Genomic DNA, 23,324 nt, shown 5'->3' on the forward strand with positions numbered 1-23,324 from the left:
TCCCCTGAAAATCACTTGAAATCCAGGGGATAAATTTTTATTGACCTTAAGGAATCAAAGAAAGCAATTATTAATGACTAATAACCACTTTAGAAACAAACCATTGGTCATTTTTCTCTACTCTAATTATATATGTTCCATTCGACAAGTTGTCTACATCAATTGAGTGCTTATCCTTTCCTGCGTTCATTGGAACATCCATTTTCCTGCCCAAAACATCATATATAGTTATGACACAATCCTTTAATGATTTAGAATTTATGTTGATGGTGCTGTTAGCAGGGTTCGGATAAATAAATAAAGGATCTAAAGTCCAATGATTGGAACTAAGTGCTATCCCTACCGTTATTTCTACGCCTATCACAGTGCATCCATTCTTATCTCTGATTACGACTTTATATATGCCGGAAGCAAGACCTTTTGGATCTTTTTCTGTGGAAACAATAACATTATCCTTTGTCCATTCATAGACATAACCCGGATTTCCTCCAGTTACTTGAATCTCGATGGCACCATCAGAAGCCCCTGAACTTGTAGCATTAATAATATTAACAACGGTCATGCTAATAGGAAGAGGATTGACAATGTTAAATACATCTGTAAATGAACAATTATTACCATCTGTAACTGTAACAGAATAGCTGCCTTCACCCAGATTTATGATCTTAGGAGTGGTTTCACCAGTACTCCAATTTATTTGATATGGAGGAGTTATATTATTAACATCTACTTCTGCACTGCCATTTGGTACATTATTACAAGCCATATCCTTTAACTTAAGGCTTAATGATAATCCTGCTGTGATCGTTACATCGAATGAGCACGTTGTTTCATTTCCTGAATTATCAGTAATTACAAATGTATTGGTTGTAACACCAAGTGGAAAAATAGTTCCTAAAACAAATCCTGATACCTGCGTAATTCCTTGAATTGAGCAATTATCACTATAAGTAATATCGTCCCATACAGGCGGACCTTGACAAATTCCTTGTTTTAAATTACCTGGACAGATTACCACTGGACTTATAGTGTCCAATACCAGAATTGATATAACTCCGCTACCGGTATTACCTGACATATCAGTTGCTGTAGCCATTGTAGAGATGTTATTACCCAAGTCACTACAATCATATGAATTATCATTATAAATGATTGAAGACAAACCACAATTATCAGTAAAAAAATAATTAGTTGAAAAACTATTAAGATCACCTTGTCCATTTTCATTTAGATAGACAATAGCATTGTTAACTGACATAATAGGCGCTACATTATCAATCGCAATCAAATTTTGGGTAAAAGTCGTACTACATTGATTCTGATCTGTAATCGTTACTGTGTAGGTTCCTGCCGGAATACTATTCAAATTCTGATTAGTAGATCCGTTAGACCATTGATATGAATAATTACCCACACCACCAGCTGCATTCACTGAAATCGATCCGTTAGGAATATTGCAAGCAGGAGCAGTGAAAGAAGACGTAACCAAAATAGGTGCCGGACTATTTACAACCACAGTTTTAATTACTGAACAAGCATTATCGGTGATGGTTACTGAGTAGGTACCTACCGATAGATTTGATATAGTCTGATTAGTCATGCCATTAGACCAGGTGTAGTTGACAGACCCAACAGGGTTAGATATGTTAGCTGTAGCACTGCCATTATTTCCACCAGCACATGTGACAGGCTGCGAAACCAGGTTGGCTGTTAATTGGCAATCTGGTGCATCGATAATAAAATATTGAATAGTCTCACAATCATGACTATCCGTAATAGTCACTGAATAACTTCCAACTGCCAGATTTGTGATTTTCGACGTGCTTGCGCCATTGGACCAACTATAAGAATAATTTGGTGTACCGCCCGATACAAATGCTTCAGCAGTGCCATCTGCAACTAAAGTAGAAGTCGCCGGAGTGGTTACCACAGCAGCTGTCAAGATAGAAGGTTCTGAAAGCAAATAAGATTCGGTTGATTCACATTGGTTTGCATCAGTTATTGTTACTGAGTATGAACCTGCTCCAAGATTATTAATAAAATTGCCATTGGCTCCAGTATTCCATGCATAGAAAATTCCACCAGTTCCTCCTGTACCTATCACACTTATTAGACCATCATTTTCTGCGAAACATGTAATATTCCCAATAGATTCATTTATGATCAATGGTGTTGGCTGTTGTATCAGAAAGTTTTGTTCCAATGAGCAGTTTTTAGTATCAGTAATTGTTACAAAATAATTACCGGGTGCAAGATTTGCTATATTACTTGTCACCATGCCATTACTCCATACATATGAATAATTTGGAGTCCCGCCATTAGTATTCAAACTGATAGTGCCATTATTCAAGCCAAAACAAGTTATATCAGATTGGTCACCATTAGAAGTAAGCAGGGATGGGGCAGTAATGACAAATGATTGTGTTCCCGGGCAATTATTTGCATCAGTAATAGTCACATTATATGTGCCGGGAGCAAGGTCATAAATATCTTTTGAGGTGGCTCCATTTGACCATAAATAGGTATATGGTGCCTGACCTACCGTGGGAGCATTAAGCAAGATAGAACCATTATTCACGCCAAAACAGCTAAGTGGTATTGGAGCTCCGGTGATTACAAATGTGGGACATTGAGGACCGCATACACCGAGACATTGCTTGGCAATAATACGCTCTCTTATTTTGTTTCCTGGTAGAGGCCCGAATCCATTTGCAAAATTAATACCATAATTTGTTAAATGGCAATATGACATAATAGTTCCTCCATTCACAGGTGCAGGTCCGGGGCCACAAGAACCTTCTGTTTCATAACAATTATCAATTGCACCTCCAGGCCAACTGCATGATTGTGTATGTGAGGAACCTATATTATGGCCTAATTCATGTGTTACCACCTCAACAGTCCATGAATAATTAGGAAAATTACTATAGGTCATATTTATATCCGCATAAGAATACTTTATACTATTGTTGCACAAAGCATTTAACCACGCAATTCCACCATTGCCATTATTAGTCTTTGCCAATAAGTGAGCTAGATCGCCATTAAAACTGGTTCTATAATCTGTATAGAAATCAAGTGCATCTCCTGAGTCATTCGTAGGAAATGGATCTTGTGTAGTCCAAACGAAAATCTCAGAAATTGCAACAGGGACATCTTCATTATCATACAATGTAGCCACCACATTGAAAAATCCGTTTATAAATGTCTCTACGTTAGCTACGCTGCCTTTATTTTGATATATTTTGTACGAGGCTTCCATGAAAATTTTTACGCAATCACCTGCATCTCTTGTCTCCAATTCATTTTCAATATTATCCATCATAGATGACTGCTCATCTTTGGTTCCGCATTTGAAATTGTTCTTGAATGGCAAAGTTTGAGAATCATAGCTTACATGAATACCATCTTTATCTGTTTTGCCGATGTCATATTGCCCTTTATCAATAGAAGAAACAATTCCTGACATTTCACCTTCAAAAAAGCTCAAAGCAACCAGACTTTTCTCTTCTCCTTCGATAACACCTCTATAGTAAGCACCGTTAGTCATCTGGTATTTGCTACCATCGCTCGTTCTGACTATGGCATTATCCACATATGGATTTTTGTTATAAAGCACCACTTCAAATTCCGCACCATCTATTCCATATGGTATTTTCAACCTTAGTAAGTCCGGATGCTCTTGAATGATATCGTGTATTACAACTGGATCAATTCTGAAGAAAGTAGCATTTCCTTCCTTTCTTAGACCAAGTGCATTTAATTCAGCTTGATTCGGTTTGGAAAGAATTACATTTCTATCACTTACCGGGCTTAGTGTCTTGCGGATATTTAGCTCTCTAACTAATTTATCCTGGGCTGCCATCGATGTTGTAAATATTGTAGAAAAAACAATTAAAAATAACAAGGAAAATAATCGCATAAAGTAATATTAAAATTTAAAACAGATAGTTAGTGGGAAATAATGATAAGTTACAAAATATTATTCTTTCAATTTTCTTCGAAGTATCTTCCCAACATTGGTCTTTGGAAGATCATCTCTGAACTCGATTTCACGAGGATGTTTATAGTTGGTTAGATTGCTTTTCATGTGGCCCATTAACTCTTCCTTTGTCAAAGTAGGATCTCTTTTAACCACAAATAACTTTACATGTTCTCCGCTCTTTTCGTCAGGTACCCCAATGGCAGCAGCCTCAAGTACCTTAGGATGCATGACAGCCACTTCTTCAATTTCGTTTGGAAATACATTAAATCCAGAAACCAGGATCATATCTTTTTTTCTATCTACAATTCTAAAATAGCCATCAGCCTCCATAAGACCGATATCACCTGTACTGAACCAACCATCTTTAATAGAATTAGCTGTTTCTTCAGGCTTATTGTAGTATCCTTTCATGACTTGCGGTCCTTTAACTTGTATTTCACCGGTTTCACCTTGTGGCACCTCATTCCCGGCATCATCCACTAGTCTCATATCAGTAGATGGCACAGGGTATCCAATACTTCCAAGCCGTTCAGTTCCATTCAACGGATTAACACAAGCCACCGGAGAAGTCTCTGTTAGTCCATATCCTTCGACGATCCTTACTCCTGTTATCTCTTTCCATCTTGTTGCCACGGCAGACTGCAATGCCATTCCTCCTGCAAAAGGCACTTTTAAATCTGAGAAATCTAATGATTTGAAATCTTTATTATTCATCAATGCAGTAAACAAGGTATTAACTGCGGGAAAAATTGATGGTTTGTATTTTTTCCAATCTTTAACTAGAGACGGAATATCTCTTGGATTCACGATCAAAACTGATGGACACCCAAGGCTCATAAGCGCCAGACAATTTACAGTAAACGCAAAAATGTGATACATCGGCAGTGGACACAAACTCAATTCCGCATCTTGTTTTAAAACTGAAAGGAATATAACTCTGATTTGTTCAAGATTGGCCAGTAGATTTCTATGGGTTAACATAGCACCTTTGGCAATTCCGGTAGTTCCCCCCGTATATTGCAAAATTACTGTATCATCGAGTTCACTTTTAAATTCAGGTAATTCTTTTCCCACACCCAATTTTAAGGCTTTAGAAAAAGAAATGGTATTTGTTAACTGAAAGGATGGGACAAGTTTCTTAATGTATTTTATGACTAAATTAACTATGACGCCCTTTGCACCAAGCATTTCACCGATGCTGGTTAAGACAACGTGCTCTATTTTAGTTTCCTTTATAATTTCCTGGAGATTAGCGGCAAAATTATCAGCGATCACTATGGCTTTAACACCGGAATCCTGAAATTGAAGTTTCATCTCTCTAGGAGTGTAAAGCGGATTGGTATTTACTACAATTATGCCGGCTCTGACTGCTCCAAACAATGCGATTGGATACTGAAAGATATTGGGCATCATCAATGCTATTTTATCCCCTGATTTTAACCCGATAGAATGGAGGTATGCACCGAAATCACGCGAATATACATCCAACATTTTGTAGGACAATTTCTTGTCCATGCTAATGAAAGCAGTTCTATCTCCGCCATGTATTAGGGTTTTATCCAAAAAGTCCTTTAGATCTTCAAATCCTAAAGAATCGATCTCTGCAGGAATCCCCTTAGGATAATTTTTTAGCCAGATCTTGGTAGTATTCATAGAATCGATATCGACTTCGGTCACTTAGTTGTAAATATATAATTTCTAAACTGCTAAAATGTTGCACAAAAGTAATGAAGTATTGCAGATTACCAATGATTATTCTCTTATTTTTTATAATATGTAAAATTATATTTTGCATATTTGTGATTATACTTACATAATTATGGAATTATTAAATAAAATACATTTTACCTCTGATTTTATTAATAAAAGAATCGGAGAATTTAAGGCTGATATAGCGATCCAACTTGGGACAGGGATGACTTCAGAATTCTCAGGATTAAACATTCTTGAGCAAATACCATATATTGAAATACCCCATTTTCAAAAATCAACTGCACCTTCTCATAAAGGACAGATGATATTTGGAACTATTCAAGGAAAAAATATAATAATCTTGGATGGTAGGTTTCACTATTATGAAGGGTATACAATGCAAGAAGTGGTTTTCCCTGTTTACATTATGAAATACTTAGGGGTCCAAAATCTTATACTCACCAATGCTTCAGGAAGTGTAGATCCTGAGCTCAAAGAAGGAGATATTGTCATTATTACTGACCATATCAATCTTCATCATGACAATCCACTGAGAGGGGTAAATGATGAAACCATTGGCCCCAGATTTCCGGGCATGGGTTATGCATATGACTCTGAAGTCATAAAAAAAATAAGACATTGTGCTCTAAAGGAAAAAATATTAATCAAGGAAGGCATTTATTTGGGATTATCAGGACCAAATTTTGAAACTCCGGCTGAATATCGGATGGCACGAATACTTGGTGCTAATATAGTAGGCATGTCAACAATACCGGAAGTATTGGCAGCCAATCACTGCCGGTTAAAAGTAAATGCCATATCTCTAGTATCAAATCAATATGATGATGCTCATCCGCAAGAAGAAGCTGAGTTAGAGGGAGTTTTAAATGTTGTAAAAAATAATTCGAAAGATTTAATGAGGCTACTGATCTCTGTTACACAAAGTTTATGATTGGATGCTTACATTTGCTCTAGAAAATAACCTATGCCTTTATTAACTTTTGGGGAGGTCATCCAGCATATAAAGACCAAAAAGCCAATGCCAGTCTATGCACTCCATGGACCTGAACCTTATTTTATTGATCTATTGACCGATGCATTCGGGAATCAATTGCTATCAGAAGAGGAAAAAGCATTTAATCTTGAAGTCTTTTACGGTAAAGAGACCAACATCAATCAGATTGTTGACAGCTTAGCACAATATCCTATGGGTGCAGATATCAAACTTGTAATTGTGAAAAATGCACAAGAACTTAAAAACGTTGAGGATCTAGCTAATTATGTCAATGATCCCTATCCTAGTTCAGTCTTAGTACTTTCACATAGTGGTAAAAATTTGGATGGTAGAAAAAAACTGGCCACTGTCATCAAGAATAAATTTGGGCTCTTCGAATCCAAACCAATGTATGACAATCAAATGCCAGCATGGATCAAAGCTGAGGTAGAAAAGTCAGGCAAGACTATTTCTGATCAAAATTCAGCCTTGATAGCAGAATTTTTGGGTACAGATTTAAAAAAGATTCACAATGAATTAGAAAAAACAATTATTGCTGTAGGTGAATCCAAAAACATCACACAACAACATATTGAAGATTTCATAGGCATCAACCGTGAATTTAATGTGTTTGAACTTAATGCCGCAATATTTACAAAGAACGCCCTTAAAGCCCAGCTTGTAGTAAATTATTTAAAAGATAATTTTAACAAACAACCTTTAGTAGTCATTCTTGGGTCAATGTTCAACAGTTTTATTAAACTTTATACCCTGAAAGCTACTGGTGCTAATTCGGATATTCAGATCACCACTGTCATTAATTCAAGGAGTATTTCTGCAATCAAAGAATACAAAGCGGGCTTGCAAAATTTCAGTATAGCTGACCTTGATCTTGCGCTCTATTTATTTAAAAAATACGACCAATATTCTAAGGGCATTGATAATACGATCAATAATGATGGCGAACTTTTGAAGGAGCTTGTCTTTAAATTATTACATCTTAAAGAATTGGCTTCATCTTCCTCAAAATAAAAAGAGGAACAACAAATATTGCCATTCCTCTTTTCGTTACTTTAATTTAAGACCTTAAGTTTTGGAATTGATTATATCATTGGTAATCAATAGTATAAATAAATAATTCAATTTTCGATTTTCTTCAATTTATTTAAATGGTTCCATTTGCAGCACTCAACTATCGAAGTTTCATTCTGACTTCTAATTTCTAATTTCTACCTTAGATTGATTAATAGCAAAAGTTTTAGAATATATTTATAACTCCGAAACTTAAGTTAAGACTAAAATATATAATTGTATTTCAAGTAAAGCTGTTCAGTGAAACTCACTCTATTTCCTAAGCCTCTGACACCTCCGACTGCATTATTGTCTGTAATCTGAACCGGGATATTGTCATCATAGAACAATCTCGTATTGAGCGCGACTGAAATGCCTTTAAAGATTGTAAATGCAGTCTCCGTAGTCCAGTCCACATCAACATTTTGTGGATTATCAAGGTAATTACTAAACAAGGTAAGCCCAGATTTGAAGTTTAATTTGTCATTCAAAAATTTATTCACGTATTGTGCATTGAATGTAGCTCCAAATTGAAACAGCAATTGTTTATAATCATTAGGACCATTCCATTCTGTACCATGGATATTGACACCACCAAATGGTTCACCATTAGCATTCCTCGCAGGAATAGCTGCAATATTCTTGTCTCCTACTACTACCATTTTGAGCGATGCCGGAGATAAAAACAAAGATAAGTTAGCATTAGGTTTATAATCAATACCCGGAGAGAAGGAAATTCTAGCCGGGGATAGAAATTTTGCTATTGGCCCCTGATCTTTACCTGAAAGGTCTTTTAGATAATTTCCTTTTATAGGGCTTACTAAAGATGTATCTGAATAAGTAGGTGTAATCTGGCTTAAAAAAGTTAGAAGCACTGAGTAATAAAATTTACTTGTTTCATTTGTTTTATAGCCAAGCTTTGAATTAAATCTCAACTCGTCAATACTTTTTTGAAAAGGAACTTTCTCCCCTACAGCAAGTGTCGAAAATCCACTTCCTAATTTTTGCACACCTAATAAAAGGTCTGCATTGTTATCCCAAGCTAGTTTGCCATTCTTATAATTAGCAAATAAACTGCCCAGACCACCAATTGCTATTCTGTTTTCACCTGCACCAACAGCAGGATTAATCTGTAGCAATTGGCCAAAATCAAATCCTATTCCTGTGCCAATAAGCCATCCAGTTGTGTCTTTTTTTGCCATTTCTTTCCTGACTTCTTTGATACGATCATCATTTTGGGCGTCGACATTTAGAATAAAGGCAGTTAAACAGATTAAAAGGAAAATTTTTTTCATTGATATTATTTTGGTTAAAATATTAAAATTCTTTGGGGAGTCTAACAAATCAAAACAAAAGTGGTTCAAATGAATTACGACATTTTAGAATCCACCAAGTCATTTGATAGAGAAGCATGTATCACGATGGATTCTTTTGAAATCTTGCTTAAAGGAATTACTACCATTTTATTATCAGCCTTTAATACAAAGTCTGTGTTGCTGATAGATACTATTTGTCCAGTATAAGACTCTATCGTAATCGTATCACCCTCTTTGAATCTTTTATTATAGTAAGAAGCCAATATACTTGACATAACATCCTTGCTAGCTATTCCATATCCTAAAGCAAAGGCCACTACAACGCCTCCGATAATCATAGTAATATTGGATTGAATAAATTCAGTATCAATTCCTGCCTGAGTGAGTGCGCTTATAAATACGTTAATAAAAAGAAAGTAAAACAAAACTGTTGAGATAATTCTGGAAGAAGGTATTCCGATGGACTTTGCAGCAGAATAAACCATTTTTCGAATAAAATCAGCAAAAAGTACACCAACTATTAAAAAGGCGATAGCCGTAAATGCCTGAGGCAGATAGTTAATTATTGTAGTCAGATAATAGGAGACAGTGGTTAGATTGAGCATATCCGTGATAGCTATTGTAAAAACTACTAACAGCAAATAATAAATGATGCCTGCGACAATAGAGCTTATGACCAATTTAATTTTAGTGTTTGCAAATAGCTCTATTTCATCCAACTTGTCCGCCAGCTTATCAACTTTAATCTTCACTAAAAAGGTTTTGGTCAACCTTCTAATTACTTTGGCTATAATAAAACCAAGGATAAATAAACCGATTGCACCAAGTATTTTAGGCAAACTACTTATAATAGGTTGAAAAAACTGATCAACCATATGAAAATTGATATTATCCATATTTTAAATTTATATTAATAATTATTTGAACAAATCATCTTCGTTCTGCTTCTCCATTGACCGCGAGTCCATGTTTCCTATCACCGAACTCAAAGCACTAAGAAACTTAGGTATAAAGACATCCATGCAATCACCAGCCAACTTCAAAAATTTTATACTACTGTGCAAGTCCTTAAGGATGAATTCTGGCACACCGCCAGTTTCTTCAATATCCTTCTGCTCCAGTTTATTAAAATTTCTAAAATCACTCAATAGTATACCATTTTATATTAGACGCAACTTTATTGTTTAAGTACATTAAAGAATATTTTCTGAAATTTTTCTTTTGCTCTTTTCAATCTCATCTTGACAGCGCTTTCCGAAAGATTTAATATATTGGCTATATCCTTTACCATTAAATTGTCCTGGTATTTCATAATTAATATAGCGCGGTCTGCCTCATCTATTACATCCAGAGTAGCTTGCAATGCAACTAAGTTTACTTCATTTATAATACTTTCCTCCGAGTCATCCATTGGATCATCAATGTCATTGCCTTCACTGAAAATCATTTTATTTTTTTTCAATCTTCGCATTTGGTCGATGCAATGATTGTAAGTAATAGAATAAAGCCAGGTGGAAAACTTTGATTTAAAGTTAAACTTAGAAAGATTGACAATGATTTTCAAAAATATATCTTGCGTCGCATCTTCCGCAGAGGTAAAATCACCTAAAAGCGAATAACATTTATAATAAACTTTGTTGGAATAACGCTTGTACAATTCATCGAAAAACACCATTTGCTGATTAATAAGGTACTCTTCTACAAGCTTATTATCGGACCATTCTTTATAATCTGTAGGATGCAAATCAATTTATATAATTGCACAAATATGATGATTAATATATTTAAAGATTTAATTTTTTAACTTTTCTTAAATTCCATTGCAATAAATAATAGATCTCCATTTATTCAAAGCATTTATTCTTATTAAAATTCCAAATTAAAGTGCTCTTTTTATTTAAGTTTACAGTTTTAAAGTAATAAATTCATCGCTATGCAGAATTTACGTTATTGCATTTTATTTTTAAGTTTTTCCTTAATCACTACAAAATTATGTGGACAAAGCAAAACAGATGCCGAAATGATCGCCACTCTTCATGAAAAAGCGGTGGTAGAAAGTAAGGCATATGAATGGCTTGAATTTTTGTGCAAAAAGATTGGAAATCGACTTAGCGGAACTCCTCAGCTAATGGCAGCAACATATTATAGCAAATCTCTGATGGAGCAATTAAATTTCGATTCCGTCTGGCTGCAACCTTGTCAAGTTCCAGTATGGATCAGAGGCGAAAAGGAAGAATGCCGCATAGTCTCGTCGAAATTAGGCAGTTTTGAGCTCAAGGTATTGGCACTTGGAAACTCCACAGGAACAGGACAATTGGGTGTCGAAGGTGAAGTAATCATCGTTAATTCACTACAGGAACTAGAAAAAATGGATGATTCGAAGGTAAAAGATAAAATTGTATTTTTCAATCGACCATTTCAGGAAAGTGCTCTTTACACCGGCAAAGCTTATGGTAGCACTGTAGATCAAAGAGTGCGTGGACCACAATTAGCTGCAAAAAAAGGGGCCGTAGCAGCCCTTGTCAGAAGTGTAACTGCTAATCGCGATGATGAACCACATACAGGTGCTACAAATTTTGAAGATGGGGCAAGACAAATTCCTTGCTACGCTCTTGGAACCCAATCTTCAAACCTTCTGGCTGATTTAAATTTCAAATCTCCGGTTAGAGTCTACTGCAAATCAACTTCTAAAATGATGGGGACTACTGATGGCTACAATGTAATTGGTCAATTGACCGGAAGTAAATATCCTGATGAAGTCATAATCATTGGAGGACACCTTGACAGTTGGGATATTGGCGAGGGCGCACATGATGATGGCACAGGATGTGTTCAGTCCATAGAAGTGCTAAGGTTGTTACAAAGCAGTGGATATAAACCACAAAGAACTATCCGAGCTATATTATACACAAATGAAGAAAATGGTTTAGCAGGAGGCAAAGCCTATAAAGCCTATGCAGATGTGGCAAAAGAAAAACAAATGATGGCAATCGAATCGGACTCGGGAGGTCATAGTCCACAAGGTTTCTTCTATGAAGCTGAAGCTGGAATCAGTCCCGAATTTCAACAAAGCTTAAAAGAATGGAAAGTCTTACTTGAACCATATGGATATCAGTTTGTACCGGGTGGTTCAGGAGCTGACGTGGGTACATTAAGGCCTTTAAAAACATTTTTATTGGGTCTAATGCCTGATAGTCAAAGATATTTCGACTATCACCATTCTTCAAACGATACTTTTGACAAAGTCAATCGGAGAGAGCTTGAATTGGGAGCTGCTGCTGCGGCCAGTATCGTCTTTCTTGCAGATAAATACGGTCTAAACTAATAAAGAAAAAAATAGTGAAATCAATATCCATTAATGGTAAAGAGTTTGAAGAATATCTGGATGAGCATGTGATCGAGGAAAGGATAGCCGGCATGGCAGAGGAATTAGAATCAAAGTATCATGATGTAATTCCAGTTTTCCTTATTGTATTGAATGGTGCTTCTTTTTTTGCCATAGATTTGATCAAAAATTATTCAAAACCCTGTCAAATTGCATTTATTCAACTTTCTTCCTATGCAGGCACCACCTCAACGATGGAAGTAAAAGTCATGTCAGAAATAAGTATTTCTTTAGCCGGAAGGCATGTAATAATACTTGAAGATATCATTGATACGGGATTGACCCTAAAAGTCTTAACTGACAAAATAAAAAGCCTGGATGTAGTGACAACGAGTGTAGTTACCTTACTGGATAAACCATCAAGACGCATAAAAGAAACCGAGGTTGCAATCAGTGGATTTACAATACCGGATATCTTTGTCGTTGGATATGGCTTAGATTACGATGAATTAGGGCGGAACTCTAAAAATATTTTTGCAGAAAAGTGATCATTCATGTAGACTTTCGAAAAAGCCGGTATCATAATTTTTCTTTACGTCATTCCAAGGAAAATACTTTCCATTCATAGTAATATATATGCCTGAAGGTAAAACCTGAACGAATGCGAGAGCAGCACCAAGATTGAAAAATCCGTCACTTGAATTTCCAAAAGCATAAGGAATCATGGCACCGGTGATTACGATGGTTTTGTCTTCTATTCCTCCTTCTGCTAAGGCTTTTGCTGTAGATACCATTCTGTCAGTGCCATGCGTCAAAAGGATTTTATTTGCCGGAGATTTTTTGCATTGATAAACAATAATGTCTCTGTCTGCTTCGGTCATTTCCAGACTATCGACCATCATGAGGGTCTTAACATCAATTTCCAGGCTGCTTCTACCTCGATCAAACATTTCATTCAGATGTGTATCCTTGAAGTATAATTGGCCATTTATAAAATTGTATTCCTTATCAAATGTACCTCCTGTGACAAAAACTTGTATCATGTAGATATTTTTATAGCCCTAAAGATAGAAAACTCATTTGAAAATTGAAATGTAGCTATAAATTGATAAAGTCGTCTGATGGCTCCAAGACATCTGACGGCCATATAAATTGAAGTTTCGGATCAATCTATTTAACTTAATAAACTGGATTTCATTCAACTATTAAAGCCAACAAATAAAAGCCAACAGGCAATAGCTCGGTACCTCATCAGTTCATAATCATAGTCAAGAGCTTATAGGGCCAGCAGATTGCACCCCCTGATCTCCCTATTGTCTATCCTTCCCAATATTTCAAAGTGTCCATCACTATGATCTACTGCCATATCTTCAGTTTCAATGAAACAACAAGTATGAATATTGGCTAAGTCAATGACATTTAATGTCCCTGGTTTACCAATTTTTTGCACATGGAAAGGGTCATTTAGTTCTTTTACAGAGATATGAAAAGTTGGAGATTCTGTAAACATGCCGGTATGATCAGTATAAGACTGAGAAAGTAGTTCTGTCATCCCATATTCAGAATAAATAGCTCTGGGATTCATGGCAGAGCGCAATTTATCATGTAATTCCTGACGTGGCAATTCCTTCCCTTTGCCTTTCATTCCCCCTGTTTCGATGATAGTTAGTCCAGGATACGAATTTTTAGCAGATGTTTCTATAAATGACAACAAAGCAAAAGGCACTCCAAACAAAATAATTTCATCATGCATATCCATAATTGAACGAAGTAAATCAAACTGATCCAGAAAAAATCCATTTGCCGGATGTCCACTCACTTTCATAAAATGGTTGACCATATGAACCAAACTGCTGTCGCCTCTTTCTAAATAACCCGGAAGCAGTGCTAACACTAATTTTCCCTTAAGCGGGCCAAAACGTGTTTCAAAGATTTTTTTGCTTATTTCATCATACCAACTAGTATCCCTTATCAGATGTGCACTTCTACCCTTACCTGTTGTGGAACTGCTGTAAAATACAAGTTCTTCTTTCCAATCTCCTGTTAAGATTTGATGATTTTTAAAAAAGGTAATAGGCAAATGAGGAATGTCCTTGATTTCCGGGTACTTATTTACATATTTTAAGAGTCGCAAATACTCTTTATAAACAGCATTGTGCTCAGACTGGTATTCAAAAAGGGTATAAGCTGCTTCCTGCCAATCGACCTTACCTTCATTCAAAAATCGTGTCTGAATGTCGATAATTGTCTGAGGAAGCATCTTTTGAGTCATAAAAATGAAAATCGGAACGTTAATATTAGACACAAAGATGTATATTTAACTTTAATGTGTATGTAATTTTCACTATTCAAAAGTAGTATGAAGCATTTTTTAACCATATTTATATTGACCGTAATTGTACAATGGAGTTGCCTTAAAGCTCCTGAATACCCCATTGAACCTATTATCAATTTTGTAGGATTGACTTCAGAAGTCATGAAGCAAGGTGCCTTTAATTCTGACAGCACCATTATCACATTTAGTTTTACAGATGGCGACGGTGATCTCGGAGACAATGATTCTGTGAATATTTTCCTTACGGATGAGCGCATAGACACCATTACTACCAGTTTCAAAATACCACTCTTATCTCAAAGTGCAGGTGCGAAAGGAATATCAGGAGAGATTGCAATAAAAGTTTACACCACTTGCTGCTTATTTCCTAATGGTCAAACCCCTTGTACTCCCTCTTCACAATACCCTGTTGATTCATTGGTATATGGTATTTACATAATTGACCGAGGACAACACATGAGCAATATTATATATACACCAGCAATAAAATTATTATGCCAATAGCACCTTCAGAACTAATCCTTACTGACAAAGGCAGTATTTATCATCTCGATCTTAGGCCAGAACAAATAGCGACTACGATCATCACTGTAGGCGATCCTGATCGGGTAGAGTTGGTGTCTAGATATTTTGATCGCGTTGATTATCGGGTGCAACATCGTGAATTTGTAACACACACAGGCATGTTGGGATCTAAAAGAATTAGTGTTTTATCTACCGGTATAGGAACAGATAACATTGATATAGTCCTTAATGAGTTAGATGCACTTGTAAATGTTGACTTTGAGAAAAGAGAAATAAAAAAAGAAAAAATTTCCTTAGATATCATAAGAATAGGTACTTCAGGAACAATTAGATCAGAAATTGAGATTGATCAAATAATTCTGTCTAAGGGAGCCATAGGATTGGATGGGTTAATGCATTTCTATGAAAGAGAAACAGATCAATGTGAAGATGAACTATTAAATTGGGACATTCCATGGCCCATAAAACCTTATATGACCTGGGGAAGTAAAAAACTATTGGATCAATTCAGTAAACTTGGAGAGCAGGCCATCACCATTTCAAGTACCGGTTTTTATGGACCACAAAATAGAATGATTAGATTAAAGCCAAAGGTCAGTAACTTCTTTGAATTGCTTGATAATCAAATTATTGACGGATCTAGAATAGGTAATCTTGAAATGGAAACCTCAGGCTTATATGGTTTGTCTGAGATTCTTGGACATGAGTGCATTTCAATAAATGCTATTATTGCAAATAGGGCGCTGGGAGTTTTCAGCAAAGATCCCGCCAAGACAGTAAAAAGAACGATTGAATCAGCACTGGGATTGATCTAATTAAAATTTTCTATATTCATTATGTCTTGTAATATCATATTATTTAATGGGTTACATTGCAATGCAATACAATTTTACACATACATTGGGATTATACTTTACTCTAATGCTTGCTAACTATTATACTGGGTTACTCTAATACTGGCTAACTCCAATGCCGATTAACTATTATACTCTATTACTGGATTTTTTTTTACCTTCGCGCCGATTAAAAAGTGAGTAATTAACAGATGATCGTACTCGGTAAACAACCTCTTTCTATAGCTGAATTTGAGCAAATTGTTTTGCACAATGAAGCAATTAGTCTGGATGAAAGTGCATTGGCAAAATGCATCAGTAATCATGAATTTTTGAAAAAATTTTCTGAAAATAAGATTATTTACGGCATCAACACAGGATTTGGCCCCATGGCTCAATACCGCATCGACGATAGCCAGCGTGTAGATCTTCAAAGAAATCTAATCCGATCTCATTGCAGTGGATCAGGCAATTTATTGCCTGATTCATTGGTCAGAGGTGTATTACTTTCGAGACTCACTACCCTACTTTTAGGATACAGTGGAGTCCACGGTTCAGTATTGACACAATTAATGAATTTTATCAATCTTGGTATTCTACCTAATATCCGTGAACATGGAAGTGTAGGAGCTAGTGGTGATCTCGTGCAATTGGCACAAGTGGCTCTGGTACTTATCGGTGAAGGAAGATCAAGCCATGAGGGTAAAATCGAAGAAACAAAAGACCTTTTTGAGAAACATGGTCTTGCCCCAATAGAGATAGTCGCTAGGGAGGGCCTGGCCATAATCAATGGAACGGCCGCTATGACAGGTATAGGTCTAGTAAACATCATTAGAGCCAAACAATTATATAGGCTTGCAGTAATGGCTTCTTGCCTTATAAATGAAATTGTATCTTCGTTCGATGATCACTTTGCTCAACCTTTGAACGATGTGAAAAAACACAAGGGACAAAGAGCTGTTGCTTCAATGATGCGTGATTTACTCAAAGACAGTCATTGCATCCGTCAGAGAGACAGTATTTATTACAACAATATTCCTGACCATTCAGTATTTACAGATAAAGTCCAGGAATACTATTCTTTAAGGTGTGTCCCACAAATCCTTGGTCCTGTGCTAGATACAATTGACTATGCGGAACAGATCCTGATCGATGAATCAAATTCAGTCAATGATAATCCAATCATTTCAGAAGAGCATGAATATGTATTCCATGGTGGAAACTTCCATGGGGATTATGTATCACTTGAAATGGATAAGGTCAAGATCGCCGTCACACGACTATGTATGTTGATGGAAAGACAATTGAACTTCTTGCTCAATGATCATTTGAATCAAAAACTACCACCATTTATCAATCTTGGTAAATTGGGCTTTAATTTTGGTCTACAAGGTGCACAATTCACTGCAACTTCCACAACTGCTGAAAATCAAACGCTTTCGTTCCCAATGTATGTCCATAGTATATCTTGCAACAAAGACAATCAAGATATCGTGAGTATGGGCTCAAACTCTGCATTGATTACACGTAAAGTCATCGATAATTCATTTGAGGTGATCGCAATTCATTTGATGGCCATCGTCACTTCTATTGAATATCTTAAAATACATAATCATCTGGCTCCTGCAACGCAGAAATTCTACAAGACGATCAAAGAGTTTATTCCGCCGGTGATTGAAGATCTGCCTTTATCAGATAAGATCAATAACGCAGCGAGACACCTAAAGGATCTCAATTTCTAAAGAGCACCGACTGGATTAAAATTTCAAATTATGAGTGAGAATAACGGCAAATATGCATTTGTAACCGGCGGAAGCAGAGGAATTGGAAGAGCCATAAGCTTGAAACTTGCAGGCGAAGGTTACAATATCATCATCAATTACAAATCAAATGATGAGGCTGCAAATGAATTATTGAATGAACTTAATTCAAATGGCGGTAATCACGTACTATTGAAATATGATGTTGGTAATCAAAAAGATACAGAGAGTACCTTAAATAATTGGTTGAGCCAAAATACAGATAAAGAAATCCACATTTTAGTCAACAATTCCGGCATCAGGAAGGATAATTTGATGATTTTCATGCCCACTGAAGACTGGAACGAGGTAATTAACACAAATTTGAATTCATTTTTTCACACCACCAAGATCATTTCGGCTGCGATGATTAAAAGGCGTCGTGGCAGAATCATCAATATGGTTTCCCTTTCGGGCTTGAAGGGAATGCCAGGTCAGACCAATTATTCCGCATCTAAGGCAGGTGTTATCGGTGCAACAAAAGCTTTGGCTCAGGAATTGGCCAAGCGTAATATCACTGTCAATGCTGTTGCCCCGGGATTTATCAAGACTGATATGACAGGGGACCTCAACGAGTCAGAACTGAGCGCTATGGTACCAATGAACCGATTCGGAAAACCAGAAGAAGTGGCAGAATTAGTAAGTTTTCTTGCAAGTGATAAAGCTGCTTATATAACGGGTCAAGTGATCTCGATAAATGGTGGGTTGTATTCCTAGTAGATACTAGAATCTAAATACTAGACACTAGATAGTATTGAAGCCATTTCTTGTTGGATCTTGATAGTTTCTTCCAGCACTTTTTCCTGAAAATCCATCGTATTATCGGCGTAGATAATCTGTCTGCTGTAATTAGCAAGGATACCAACGCTTTCAGAAGATATGTATGGTTTAATATCCTTTAATTGACCACCTTGTGCCCCAAACCCTGGAACAAGAAAGAAATGATGTGGGGCTATTTCTCTTATCTCCTTAAACTCATCAAGGTTATTTGCACCTACTACAAACATGGTATTATCTATACTTCCCCACTCCATAGTTTTTTCCAGTACATCCATGTAAAGTGGCTTGCCAGATACACTCATTGTTAAGGTCTGAAAGTCGTTGCTGCCTTTATTGGAAGTTTTAACCAGGATAATCGACCACTTCCCTTCGTATTTGAGATATGGAGCGATCGAATCGTATCCCATATAAGGAGAGAGTGTGATAGCATCAACATTCATCCTTTCGAAAAATGCTTCTGCATATTTTTCAGCAGTATTACCTAGGTCACCTCTCTTTGCATCAGCAATGATCAGGATATCTTTAGGGATATAATCAATCGTCTTTTGGAGGCTTTCCCAACCTTTAGTACCAAGGCATTCAAAGAAAGCAGTATTAGGCTTGTAGGCGACGCAATGATCTTTGGTAGCGTCAATTATTGCTTTACAGAATTCAAAAAAAGGATCATCATACTGTAAGAGGTGCTGAGGAATTTTTTTGAGATCGGGATCTATTCCTACGCACAGGAAGGATTTCTTTTGGCGGATTTGAGCAGTGAGTTCGATCTGGTTCAACGGGAAATTAGTTATGAATGGTTAATTATGTGTGATGTGTGATAAGTGATGCGTAATGAGTAATGAGTAATGGGTAATGTTTGATACCTTCTAAACTCCTCACCTTCTAACTTCCTCACCTCCTATACCGTCACCGCATTCTGCACCTCAATGCCAACAATCTCCGGTACTCTCTGCTTTAAGACTTGCTCTACACCACCTTTTAGCGTCATAGCAGACATATTGCACATTTCACAATTGCCCATCCATTTTACTATGAGTCTAAAGTCAGGAGTGATTTCGACAACTTCTATATCTCCGCCATCGACCTGCAGATGTGGGCGGATCTCATCGAGTGCTAATTCTACCCTTTCCAGTAATGAATTCATTTGAATTTTTGTATTAAGATTTTACTTCTACGATTTTGGATTTACCAAGACTAGAAAGTATTTTATTAAGTTGCAATATAAGGTTTTTTCCTATATCTTCAAAAACCTTTTGATCTTTTTCCCCGGATCCAGCGGCATATAAGGTCCCTGCATCCCCTGCCTCCCTTAGTCCCATGGTGATCGGTATTTGTCCAAGAACTATAGATCCACTCATTTGCGCTAGTCTTTGACCACCTCCTTCACCAAAGATGTAATATCTGCTATCAGGCAATTCTTCAGGTGTAAACCAGGACATATTTTCAACCACACCGAGAACATTCACATTGATCTGCTCCATTCTGAACATGTTCAAGGCTCTTACCGCATCAACCACAGCGACTTCCTGAGGCGTGGTAACGATAATAGCCCCTGATAATGGCACTGATTGTACCAAAGTTAACTGAACATCACCGGTACCTGGAGGAAGATCCACAATCAGAAAATCGAGTGCATCCCAAACGGTATCTTCTATAAATTGTTTGATTATTCCTGCCAAGCGTGGCCCTCTTAGCACCACAGCCTGTTCCTCTTCTACAATAAGGCCAATAGATATAGTTTGTACTCCATTGACTTCAATTGGAACCAACTTTGGTTTACCATAAAGATTGGTGATCTGTGGCCTTTGACCTTTGATGCCCAACATTGTAGGAATCGAAGGCCCATAAACGTCAGCATCTAAAATACCAACCTTATATCCCATTCTGTTTAATGCAAAAGCAAGGTTAACGGAAACGGTAGACTTACCTACGCCGCCTTTTCCGGATGCTACGGCAATAATATTTTGAATTTGGGGAAGAGGACTTGCCTTTTCATCGATTTGGTCAGCTTTTGTGACCATGTGTAGGTTGATATTCAGCTCAGGATACTCAGCTTGTATGCCAAAAACAATGGCCTGATGAAGATTGCCTTTATCAGTAGAGTCCAGATTATTGGAAAAAATCATCAGATTCAGCTCTGTTCCCTCCAAAAAAAGGTCCTTAACTAAACCTGCTTTTACTATATCCTGTCCGGTCTTTGGGTCCTTAATATTACTTAAGACCTGTCGTATTTCATTAATATCTATCTCCATCGTGAAACAAACATACAAACAAAATTAAAGTTGTTTGTAAAACAGCCAAATATTAAATACTGTATAATGATAGGGGTAATGCTGGTTAAATAAAATGAGTATATGGATCGTCCTCATTTCTCCCTAATAGACGGGAAAATTTTATTGAAATATGTTCAACCCAATTCAGGGTTGGGAGGGTGCTTTTTGCGCCCTCCGGGTTCCACCCGGGGTTATTGTTGTTCAACCACATTCGGGGTTATTGTGGTAAGAACTAATTATTGACTTCTACTTGATCACTTTTTCTTACCTCAATGTCTGATCTGACCACTGACGACTGACCACTGACCTCTGACCTCTATCTCAAAACCATCAAAATCCTTCCCTAATTTCAAAATTTAATTATTGTCCTTATATCCTTCCACTACTTTCCAATCATTTCATTGTACATTTGCGCCCGTAATGCAAATACATTTTGACCTGAATTCATTGCCACAGTTTAATAATGCTGTGATCACTATTGGCTCCTTTGATGGTGTACATCTTGGCCATAAAACACTGTTGGATCAGGTCAAAGCTGTTGCTTCGAAACATCATGGTGAGTCGATAGTTATAACCTTTGATCCGCATCCAAGGCTGGTGTTGGAAGGCCAACCAAAGAACTTTGCACTATTGACGAATCTGGATGAAAAGGTCAGCCTGCTTAGTAAGCACGGTATAGACCATCTCGTAATTGTGCCGTTTACGAAAGAATTTTCACAACTTTCTGCGACCTCTTATCTACATAACTTTTTACTACACTATTTTAAACCCACGGCAATAGTCGTTGGATACGACCACAAATACGGTACAGGTAGAGTCGGAGATTTTGACTTGATGCGTAAGGAACTTAATCCACTTGGCATCGAGATAATCGAGATAGATCCACTATTGATAGAACAAATAGCTATTAGTTCATCTGCTATCCGAAGAGGATTGGAGGAAGGCAAAATGCGCACTGTAAACGAGCAACTCGGTTATCCTTTTTTCATCAGAGGTACAGTAGTAAAAGGGGATCAAATCGGCCGTAGACTTGGTTTTCCTACGGCCAATCTATCCCTGAAAGATCCCTACAAAGCAATTCCTTTAAATGGTATTTACGCAGCTAAAGTCAAAATAGACAATACTTTATACGACGGAATGGCCTATATCGGCCATCGCCCGGTAGTCGGGAATAATTTGGCCAGGGTAATTGAGGTAAATATTTTTAATTTCGAAGTTGATTTGTATGACACGGAGATCGACTTGCAACTCATCGAATTTATTCGAAAAGATGTACCATTAAGTAATTTGGATGAGCTGAAAAATCAATTGTTCAAAGACAAGGCGGAGGTGATCAAATTTTATTCAAAAACATCTAATAAAACACTTTACACAACAGCAGTTATCGTACTGAATTACAATGGCTTAAAACATTTAAAGACTTATCTTCCTGAACTAATAAAATATACTCAGGATGCTGATATAATCATTGCAGACAATGGATCGACAGATGATTCTGTAGCATTTCTTCAAAGTGAATATCCTGAGATCCAACTTTTGCTTTTTGATAAAAATTATGGTTTCTGTGGTGGCTACAATAAAGCAATAAATTTGATAACCCAAGATTTGGTCCTTTTGTTAAATTCTGACGTAAGGGTCACATCCGGTTGGCTTGAACCATTACTTGAAAGGCTTCTGTCGAATGAGCAGGTAGCCATAGTGCAGCCCAAAGTGCTTAACGACATCCAAAAAGAGCTCTTTGATTATGCCGGTGGTGCAGGTGGATGGATTGACGATTTAGGTTATCCATTTTGTAAAGGACGCATATTCGATGATATTGAAAAGGATGAACATCAATATGATAATGCCGAACAGGTATTCTGGGCTAGTGGTGCTGCCATGTTAATCAGGAGATCTTTATACATAAAAGCAGGCGGCCTCGAAGAAGGTTTTTTGCACATATGGAAGAAATAGATCTGGCATGGAGGGTAAAAAATATGGGTTACGAAGTGTGGGCTGAACCTGCATCTATCGTCTTTCACCTTGGTGGAGGAACATTGGATGCCACTTCACCTAAGAAAACCTATCTCAATTTTAGAAATAGCTTATTTGTATTGGTTAAAAATATTGAAGATCAAGTAATTATTCGAATACTTGCTAGACTGTGCCTTGATGGTGTTGCGGGAATCCGATTTCTATTACAAGGTAAATTTTCCTTTTTCCTGGCCATTCTAAAAGCTCATTTACATTTCTATATGGGTTTGAATTATTACTTAAAGCGCCGAAAAGAAAATAAAGTATTTATCAAACGTTTTACTATTGGACCACCAAATGATTCAGGCCTGCTAAAAAGGTCCTTGATTTGGTCTTATTTCATTAAAAAACAAAAGACTTTTACAGCCATCCAATCACAAAAATAA

21 protein-coding genes are annotated in these 23,324 nt (G+C 36.7%); 10 read left to right on the plus strand and 11 right to left on the minus strand.

What is annotated here, in order from left to right; genetic code table 11:
- Positions 1–70: 70 nt before the first annotated feature.
- Together IPI15_RS10120 and IPI15_RS10125 are read right to left on the minus strand one after the other, a co-directional pair.
- A complete protein-coding gene (locus tag IPI15_RS10120) occupies positions 71–3,922 on the minus strand; it encodes a T9SS type A sorting domain-containing protein (protein ID WP_287420136.1) in 3,852 nt (1,283 codons plus the stop codon).
- 60 nt (positions 3,923–3,982) lie between these two features.
- Positions 3,983–5,662: an AMP-binding protein gene (locus IPI15_RS10125; protein WP_287420138.1), complete on the minus strand. Its 1,680-nt coding sequence runs from the start codon at positions 5,660–5,662 to the stop codon at positions 3,983–3,985.
- Positions 5,663–5,804: 142 nt separating this feature from the next.
- Between IPI15_RS10125 and IPI15_RS10130 the strand changes: the two genes are divergently transcribed.
- Positions 5,805–6,629, plus strand: coding sequence for a purine-nucleoside phosphorylase (locus IPI15_RS10130; protein WP_287420139.1), 825 nt, complete (start codon positions 5,805–5,807; stop codon positions 6,627–6,629).
- Between the two features lie 33 nt (positions 6,630–6,662).
- The gene (gene holA, locus IPI15_RS10135; protein WP_287420141.1) at positions 6,663–7,703 is read left to right on the plus strand and encodes a DNA polymerase III subunit delta; all 1,041 of its coding nucleotides are present in this window, start codon (positions 6,663–6,665) and stop codon (positions 7,701–7,703) included.
- Between the two features lie 263 nt (positions 7,704–7,966).
- Here the strand turns inward: holA and IPI15_RS10140 are convergent, their stop codons facing one another.
- The 4 genes from IPI15_RS10140 to IPI15_RS10155 form a co-directional block, all read right to left on the minus strand.
- Positions 7,967–9,037, minus strand: coding sequence for a DUF3078 domain-containing protein (locus tag IPI15_RS10140; RefSeq protein WP_287420143.1), 1,071 nt, complete (start codon positions 9,035–9,037; stop codon positions 7,967–7,969).
- Positions 9,038–9,111: 74 nt separating this feature from the next.
- The gene (locus tag IPI15_RS10145) at positions 9,112–9,954 is read right to left on the minus strand and encodes a mechanosensitive ion channel family protein (protein ID WP_287401476.1); all 843 of its coding nucleotides are present in this window, start codon (positions 9,952–9,954) and stop codon (positions 9,112–9,114) included.
- Positions 9,955–9,975: 21 nt separating this feature from the next.
- On the minus strand, positions 9,976–10,206 hold the full coding sequence (locus IPI15_RS10150; RefSeq protein ID WP_287401477.1) for a hypothetical protein: 231 nt from the start codon (positions 10,204–10,206) through the stop codon (positions 9,976–9,978).
- A gap of 29 nt (positions 10,207–10,235) precedes the next feature.
- Positions 10,236–10,802, minus strand: coding sequence for an RNA polymerase sigma factor (locus tag IPI15_RS10155; RefSeq protein ID WP_287401478.1), 567 nt, complete (start codon positions 10,800–10,802; stop codon positions 10,236–10,238).
- A gap of 189 nt (positions 10,803–10,991) precedes the next feature.
- Between IPI15_RS10155 and IPI15_RS10160 the strand changes: the two genes are divergently transcribed.
- Both IPI15_RS10160 and IPI15_RS10165 read left to right on the plus strand, forming a co-directional pair.
- Positions 10,992–12,383 (plus strand): M28 family peptidase, encoded by a 1,392-nt coding sequence (locus IPI15_RS10160; protein ID WP_287420145.1) that lies wholly within the window; start codon positions 10,992–10,994, stop codon positions 12,381–12,383.
- Between the two features lie 14 nt (positions 12,384–12,397).
- A complete protein-coding gene (locus IPI15_RS10165; RefSeq protein WP_287420146.1) occupies positions 12,398–12,931 on the plus strand; it encodes a phosphoribosyltransferase in 534 nt (177 codons plus the stop codon).
- Here the strand turns inward: IPI15_RS10165 and IPI15_RS10170 are convergent, their stop codons facing one another.
- A complete protein-coding gene (locus IPI15_RS10170; protein ID WP_287401481.1) occupies positions 12,932–13,426 on the minus strand; it encodes an asparaginase domain-containing protein in 495 nt (164 codons plus the stop codon).
- Between the two features lie 233 nt (positions 13,427–13,659).
- Positions 13,660–14,688 carry a long-chain-fatty-acid--protein ligase gene (locus IPI15_RS10175; RefSeq protein ID WP_287401482.1) on the minus strand — a complete coding sequence of 343 codons (1,029 nt, stop codon included), beginning with the start codon at positions 14,686–14,688 and terminating at the stop codon, positions 13,660–13,662.
- A 54-nt stretch (positions 14,689–14,742) separates the two neighbouring features.
- Here IPI15_RS10175 and IPI15_RS10180 point away from each other — a divergent pair, with 54 nt between their 5' ends.
- From IPI15_RS10180 to flxB, 4 genes are all read left to right on the plus strand, one after another.
- Positions 14,743–15,222 carry a hypothetical protein gene (locus tag IPI15_RS10180; RefSeq protein WP_287420148.1) on the plus strand — a complete coding sequence of 160 codons (480 nt, stop codon included), beginning with the start codon at positions 14,743–14,745 and terminating at the stop codon, positions 15,220–15,222.
- The gene (locus IPI15_RS10185) at positions 15,213–16,058 is read left to right on the plus strand and encodes a nucleoside phosphorylase (protein WP_287401484.1); all 846 of its coding nucleotides are present in this window, start codon (positions 15,213–15,215) and stop codon (positions 16,056–16,058) included. The genes IPI15_RS10180 and IPI15_RS10185 overlap by 10 nt, the downstream gene beginning before the upstream one ends.
- A 230-nt stretch (positions 16,059–16,288) precedes the next feature.
- A complete protein-coding gene (gene flxA, locus IPI15_RS10190) occupies positions 16,289–17,818 on the plus strand; it encodes a flexirubin biosynthesis tyrosine ammonia-lyase FlxA (protein ID WP_287420150.1) in 1,530 nt (509 codons plus the stop codon).
- A gap of 30 nt (positions 17,819–17,848) precedes the next feature.
- A complete protein-coding gene (flxB, locus tag IPI15_RS10195) occupies positions 17,849–18,592 on the plus strand; it encodes a flexirubin biosynthesis SDR family reductase FlxB (protein ID WP_287401486.1) in 744 nt (247 codons plus the stop codon).
- A gap of 20 nt (positions 18,593–18,612) precedes the next feature.
- Here the strand turns inward: flxB and pyrF are convergent, their stop codons facing one another.
- The 3 genes from pyrF to IPI15_RS10210 form a co-directional block, all read right to left on the minus strand.
- The gene (pyrF, locus tag IPI15_RS10200; RefSeq protein ID WP_287401487.1) at positions 18,613–19,428 is read right to left on the minus strand and encodes an orotidine-5'-phosphate decarboxylase; all 816 of its coding nucleotides are present in this window, start codon (positions 19,426–19,428) and stop codon (positions 18,613–18,615) included.
- 122 nt (positions 19,429–19,550) lie between these two features.
- Positions 19,551–19,796, minus strand: a complete 246-nt coding sequence (locus IPI15_RS10205) for a NifU family protein (protein ID WP_287401488.1) — start codon at positions 19,794–19,796, stop codon at positions 19,551–19,553.
- Between the two features lie 13 nt (positions 19,797–19,809).
- Complete coding sequence (locus IPI15_RS10210) at positions 19,810–20,904, minus strand: Mrp/NBP35 family ATP-binding protein (RefSeq protein ID WP_287401489.1); 1,095 nt, start codon at positions 20,902–20,904, stop codon at positions 19,810–19,812.
- A 441-nt stretch (positions 20,905–21,345) separates the two neighbouring features.
- Here IPI15_RS10210 and IPI15_RS10215 point away from each other — a divergent pair, with 441 nt between their 5' ends.
- Positions 21,346–22,878 (plus strand): bifunctional riboflavin kinase/FAD synthetase, encoded by a 1,533-nt coding sequence (locus tag IPI15_RS10215; protein WP_287420151.1) that lies wholly within the window; start codon positions 21,346–21,348, stop codon positions 22,876–22,878.
- Positions 22,866–23,324, plus strand: a complete 459-nt coding sequence (locus tag IPI15_RS10220; RefSeq protein ID WP_287420153.1) for a glycosyltransferase family 2 protein — start codon at positions 22,866–22,868, stop codon at positions 23,322–23,324. The genes IPI15_RS10215 and IPI15_RS10220 overlap by 13 nt, the downstream gene beginning before the upstream one ends.

The organism is Candidatus Brachybacter algidus (genome assembly GCF_016707225.1).
GTDB lineage: Bacteria > Bacteroidota > Bacteroidia > Chitinophagales > Saprospiraceae > Parvibacillus > Parvibacillus algidus.

Excerpts from the sequence above, each read along its gene's own strand:
- IPI15_RS10120 (WP_287420136.1), bottom strand. The coding sequence starts at position 3,922 with ATGCGATTATTTTCCTTGTTATTTTTAATTGTTTTTTCTACAATATTT.
- IPI15_RS10130 (WP_287420139.1), top strand. The coding sequence starts at position 5,805 with ATGGAATTATTAAATAAAATACATTTTACCTCTGATTTTATTAATAAA.
- holA (WP_287420141.1), top strand. The coding sequence starts at position 6,663 with ATGCCTTTATTAACTTTTGGGGAGGTCATCCAGCATATAAAGACCAAA.
- IPI15_RS10140 (WP_287420143.1), bottom strand. The coding sequence starts at position 9,037 with ATGAAAAAAATTTTCCTTTTAATCTGTTTAACTGCCTTTATTCTAAAT.
- IPI15_RS10145 (WP_287401476.1), bottom strand. The coding sequence starts at position 9,954 with ATGGATAATATCAATTTTCATATGGTTGATCAGTTTTTTCAACCTATT.
- IPI15_RS10160 (WP_287420145.1), top strand. The coding sequence starts at position 10,992 with ATGCAGAATTTACGTTATTGCATTTTATTTTTAAGTTTTTCCTTAATC.
- IPI15_RS10170 (WP_287401481.1), bottom strand. The coding sequence starts at position 13,426 with ATGATACAAGTTTTTGTCACAGGAGGTACATTTGATAAGGAATACAAT.
- IPI15_RS10180 (WP_287420148.1), top strand. The coding sequence starts at position 14,743 with ATGAAGCATTTTTTAACCATATTTATATTGACCGTAATTGTACAATGG.
- IPI15_RS10185 (WP_287401484.1), top strand. The coding sequence starts at position 15,213 with ATGCCAATAGCACCTTCAGAACTAATCCTTACTGACAAAGGCAGTATT.
- flxA (WP_287420150.1), top strand. The coding sequence starts at position 16,289 with ATGATCGTACTCGGTAAACAACCTCTTTCTATAGCTGAATTTGAGCAA.
- flxB (WP_287401486.1), top strand. The coding sequence starts at position 17,849 with ATGAGTGAGAATAACGGCAAATATGCATTTGTAACCGGCGGAAGCAGA.
- IPI15_RS10205 (WP_287401488.1), bottom strand. The coding sequence starts at position 19,796 with ATGAATTCATTACTGGAAAGGGTAGAATTAGCACTCGATGAGATCCGC.
- IPI15_RS10210 (WP_287401489.1), bottom strand. The coding sequence starts at position 20,904 with ATGGAGATAGATATTAATGAAATACGACAGGTCTTAAGTAATATTAAG.
- IPI15_RS10215 (WP_287420151.1), top strand. The coding sequence starts at position 21,346 with ATGCAAATACATTTTGACCTGAATTCATTGCCACAGTTTAATAATGCT.
- IPI15_RS10220 (WP_287420153.1), top strand. The coding sequence starts at position 22,866 with ATGGAAGAAATAGATCTGGCATGGAGGGTAAAAAATATGGGTTACGAA.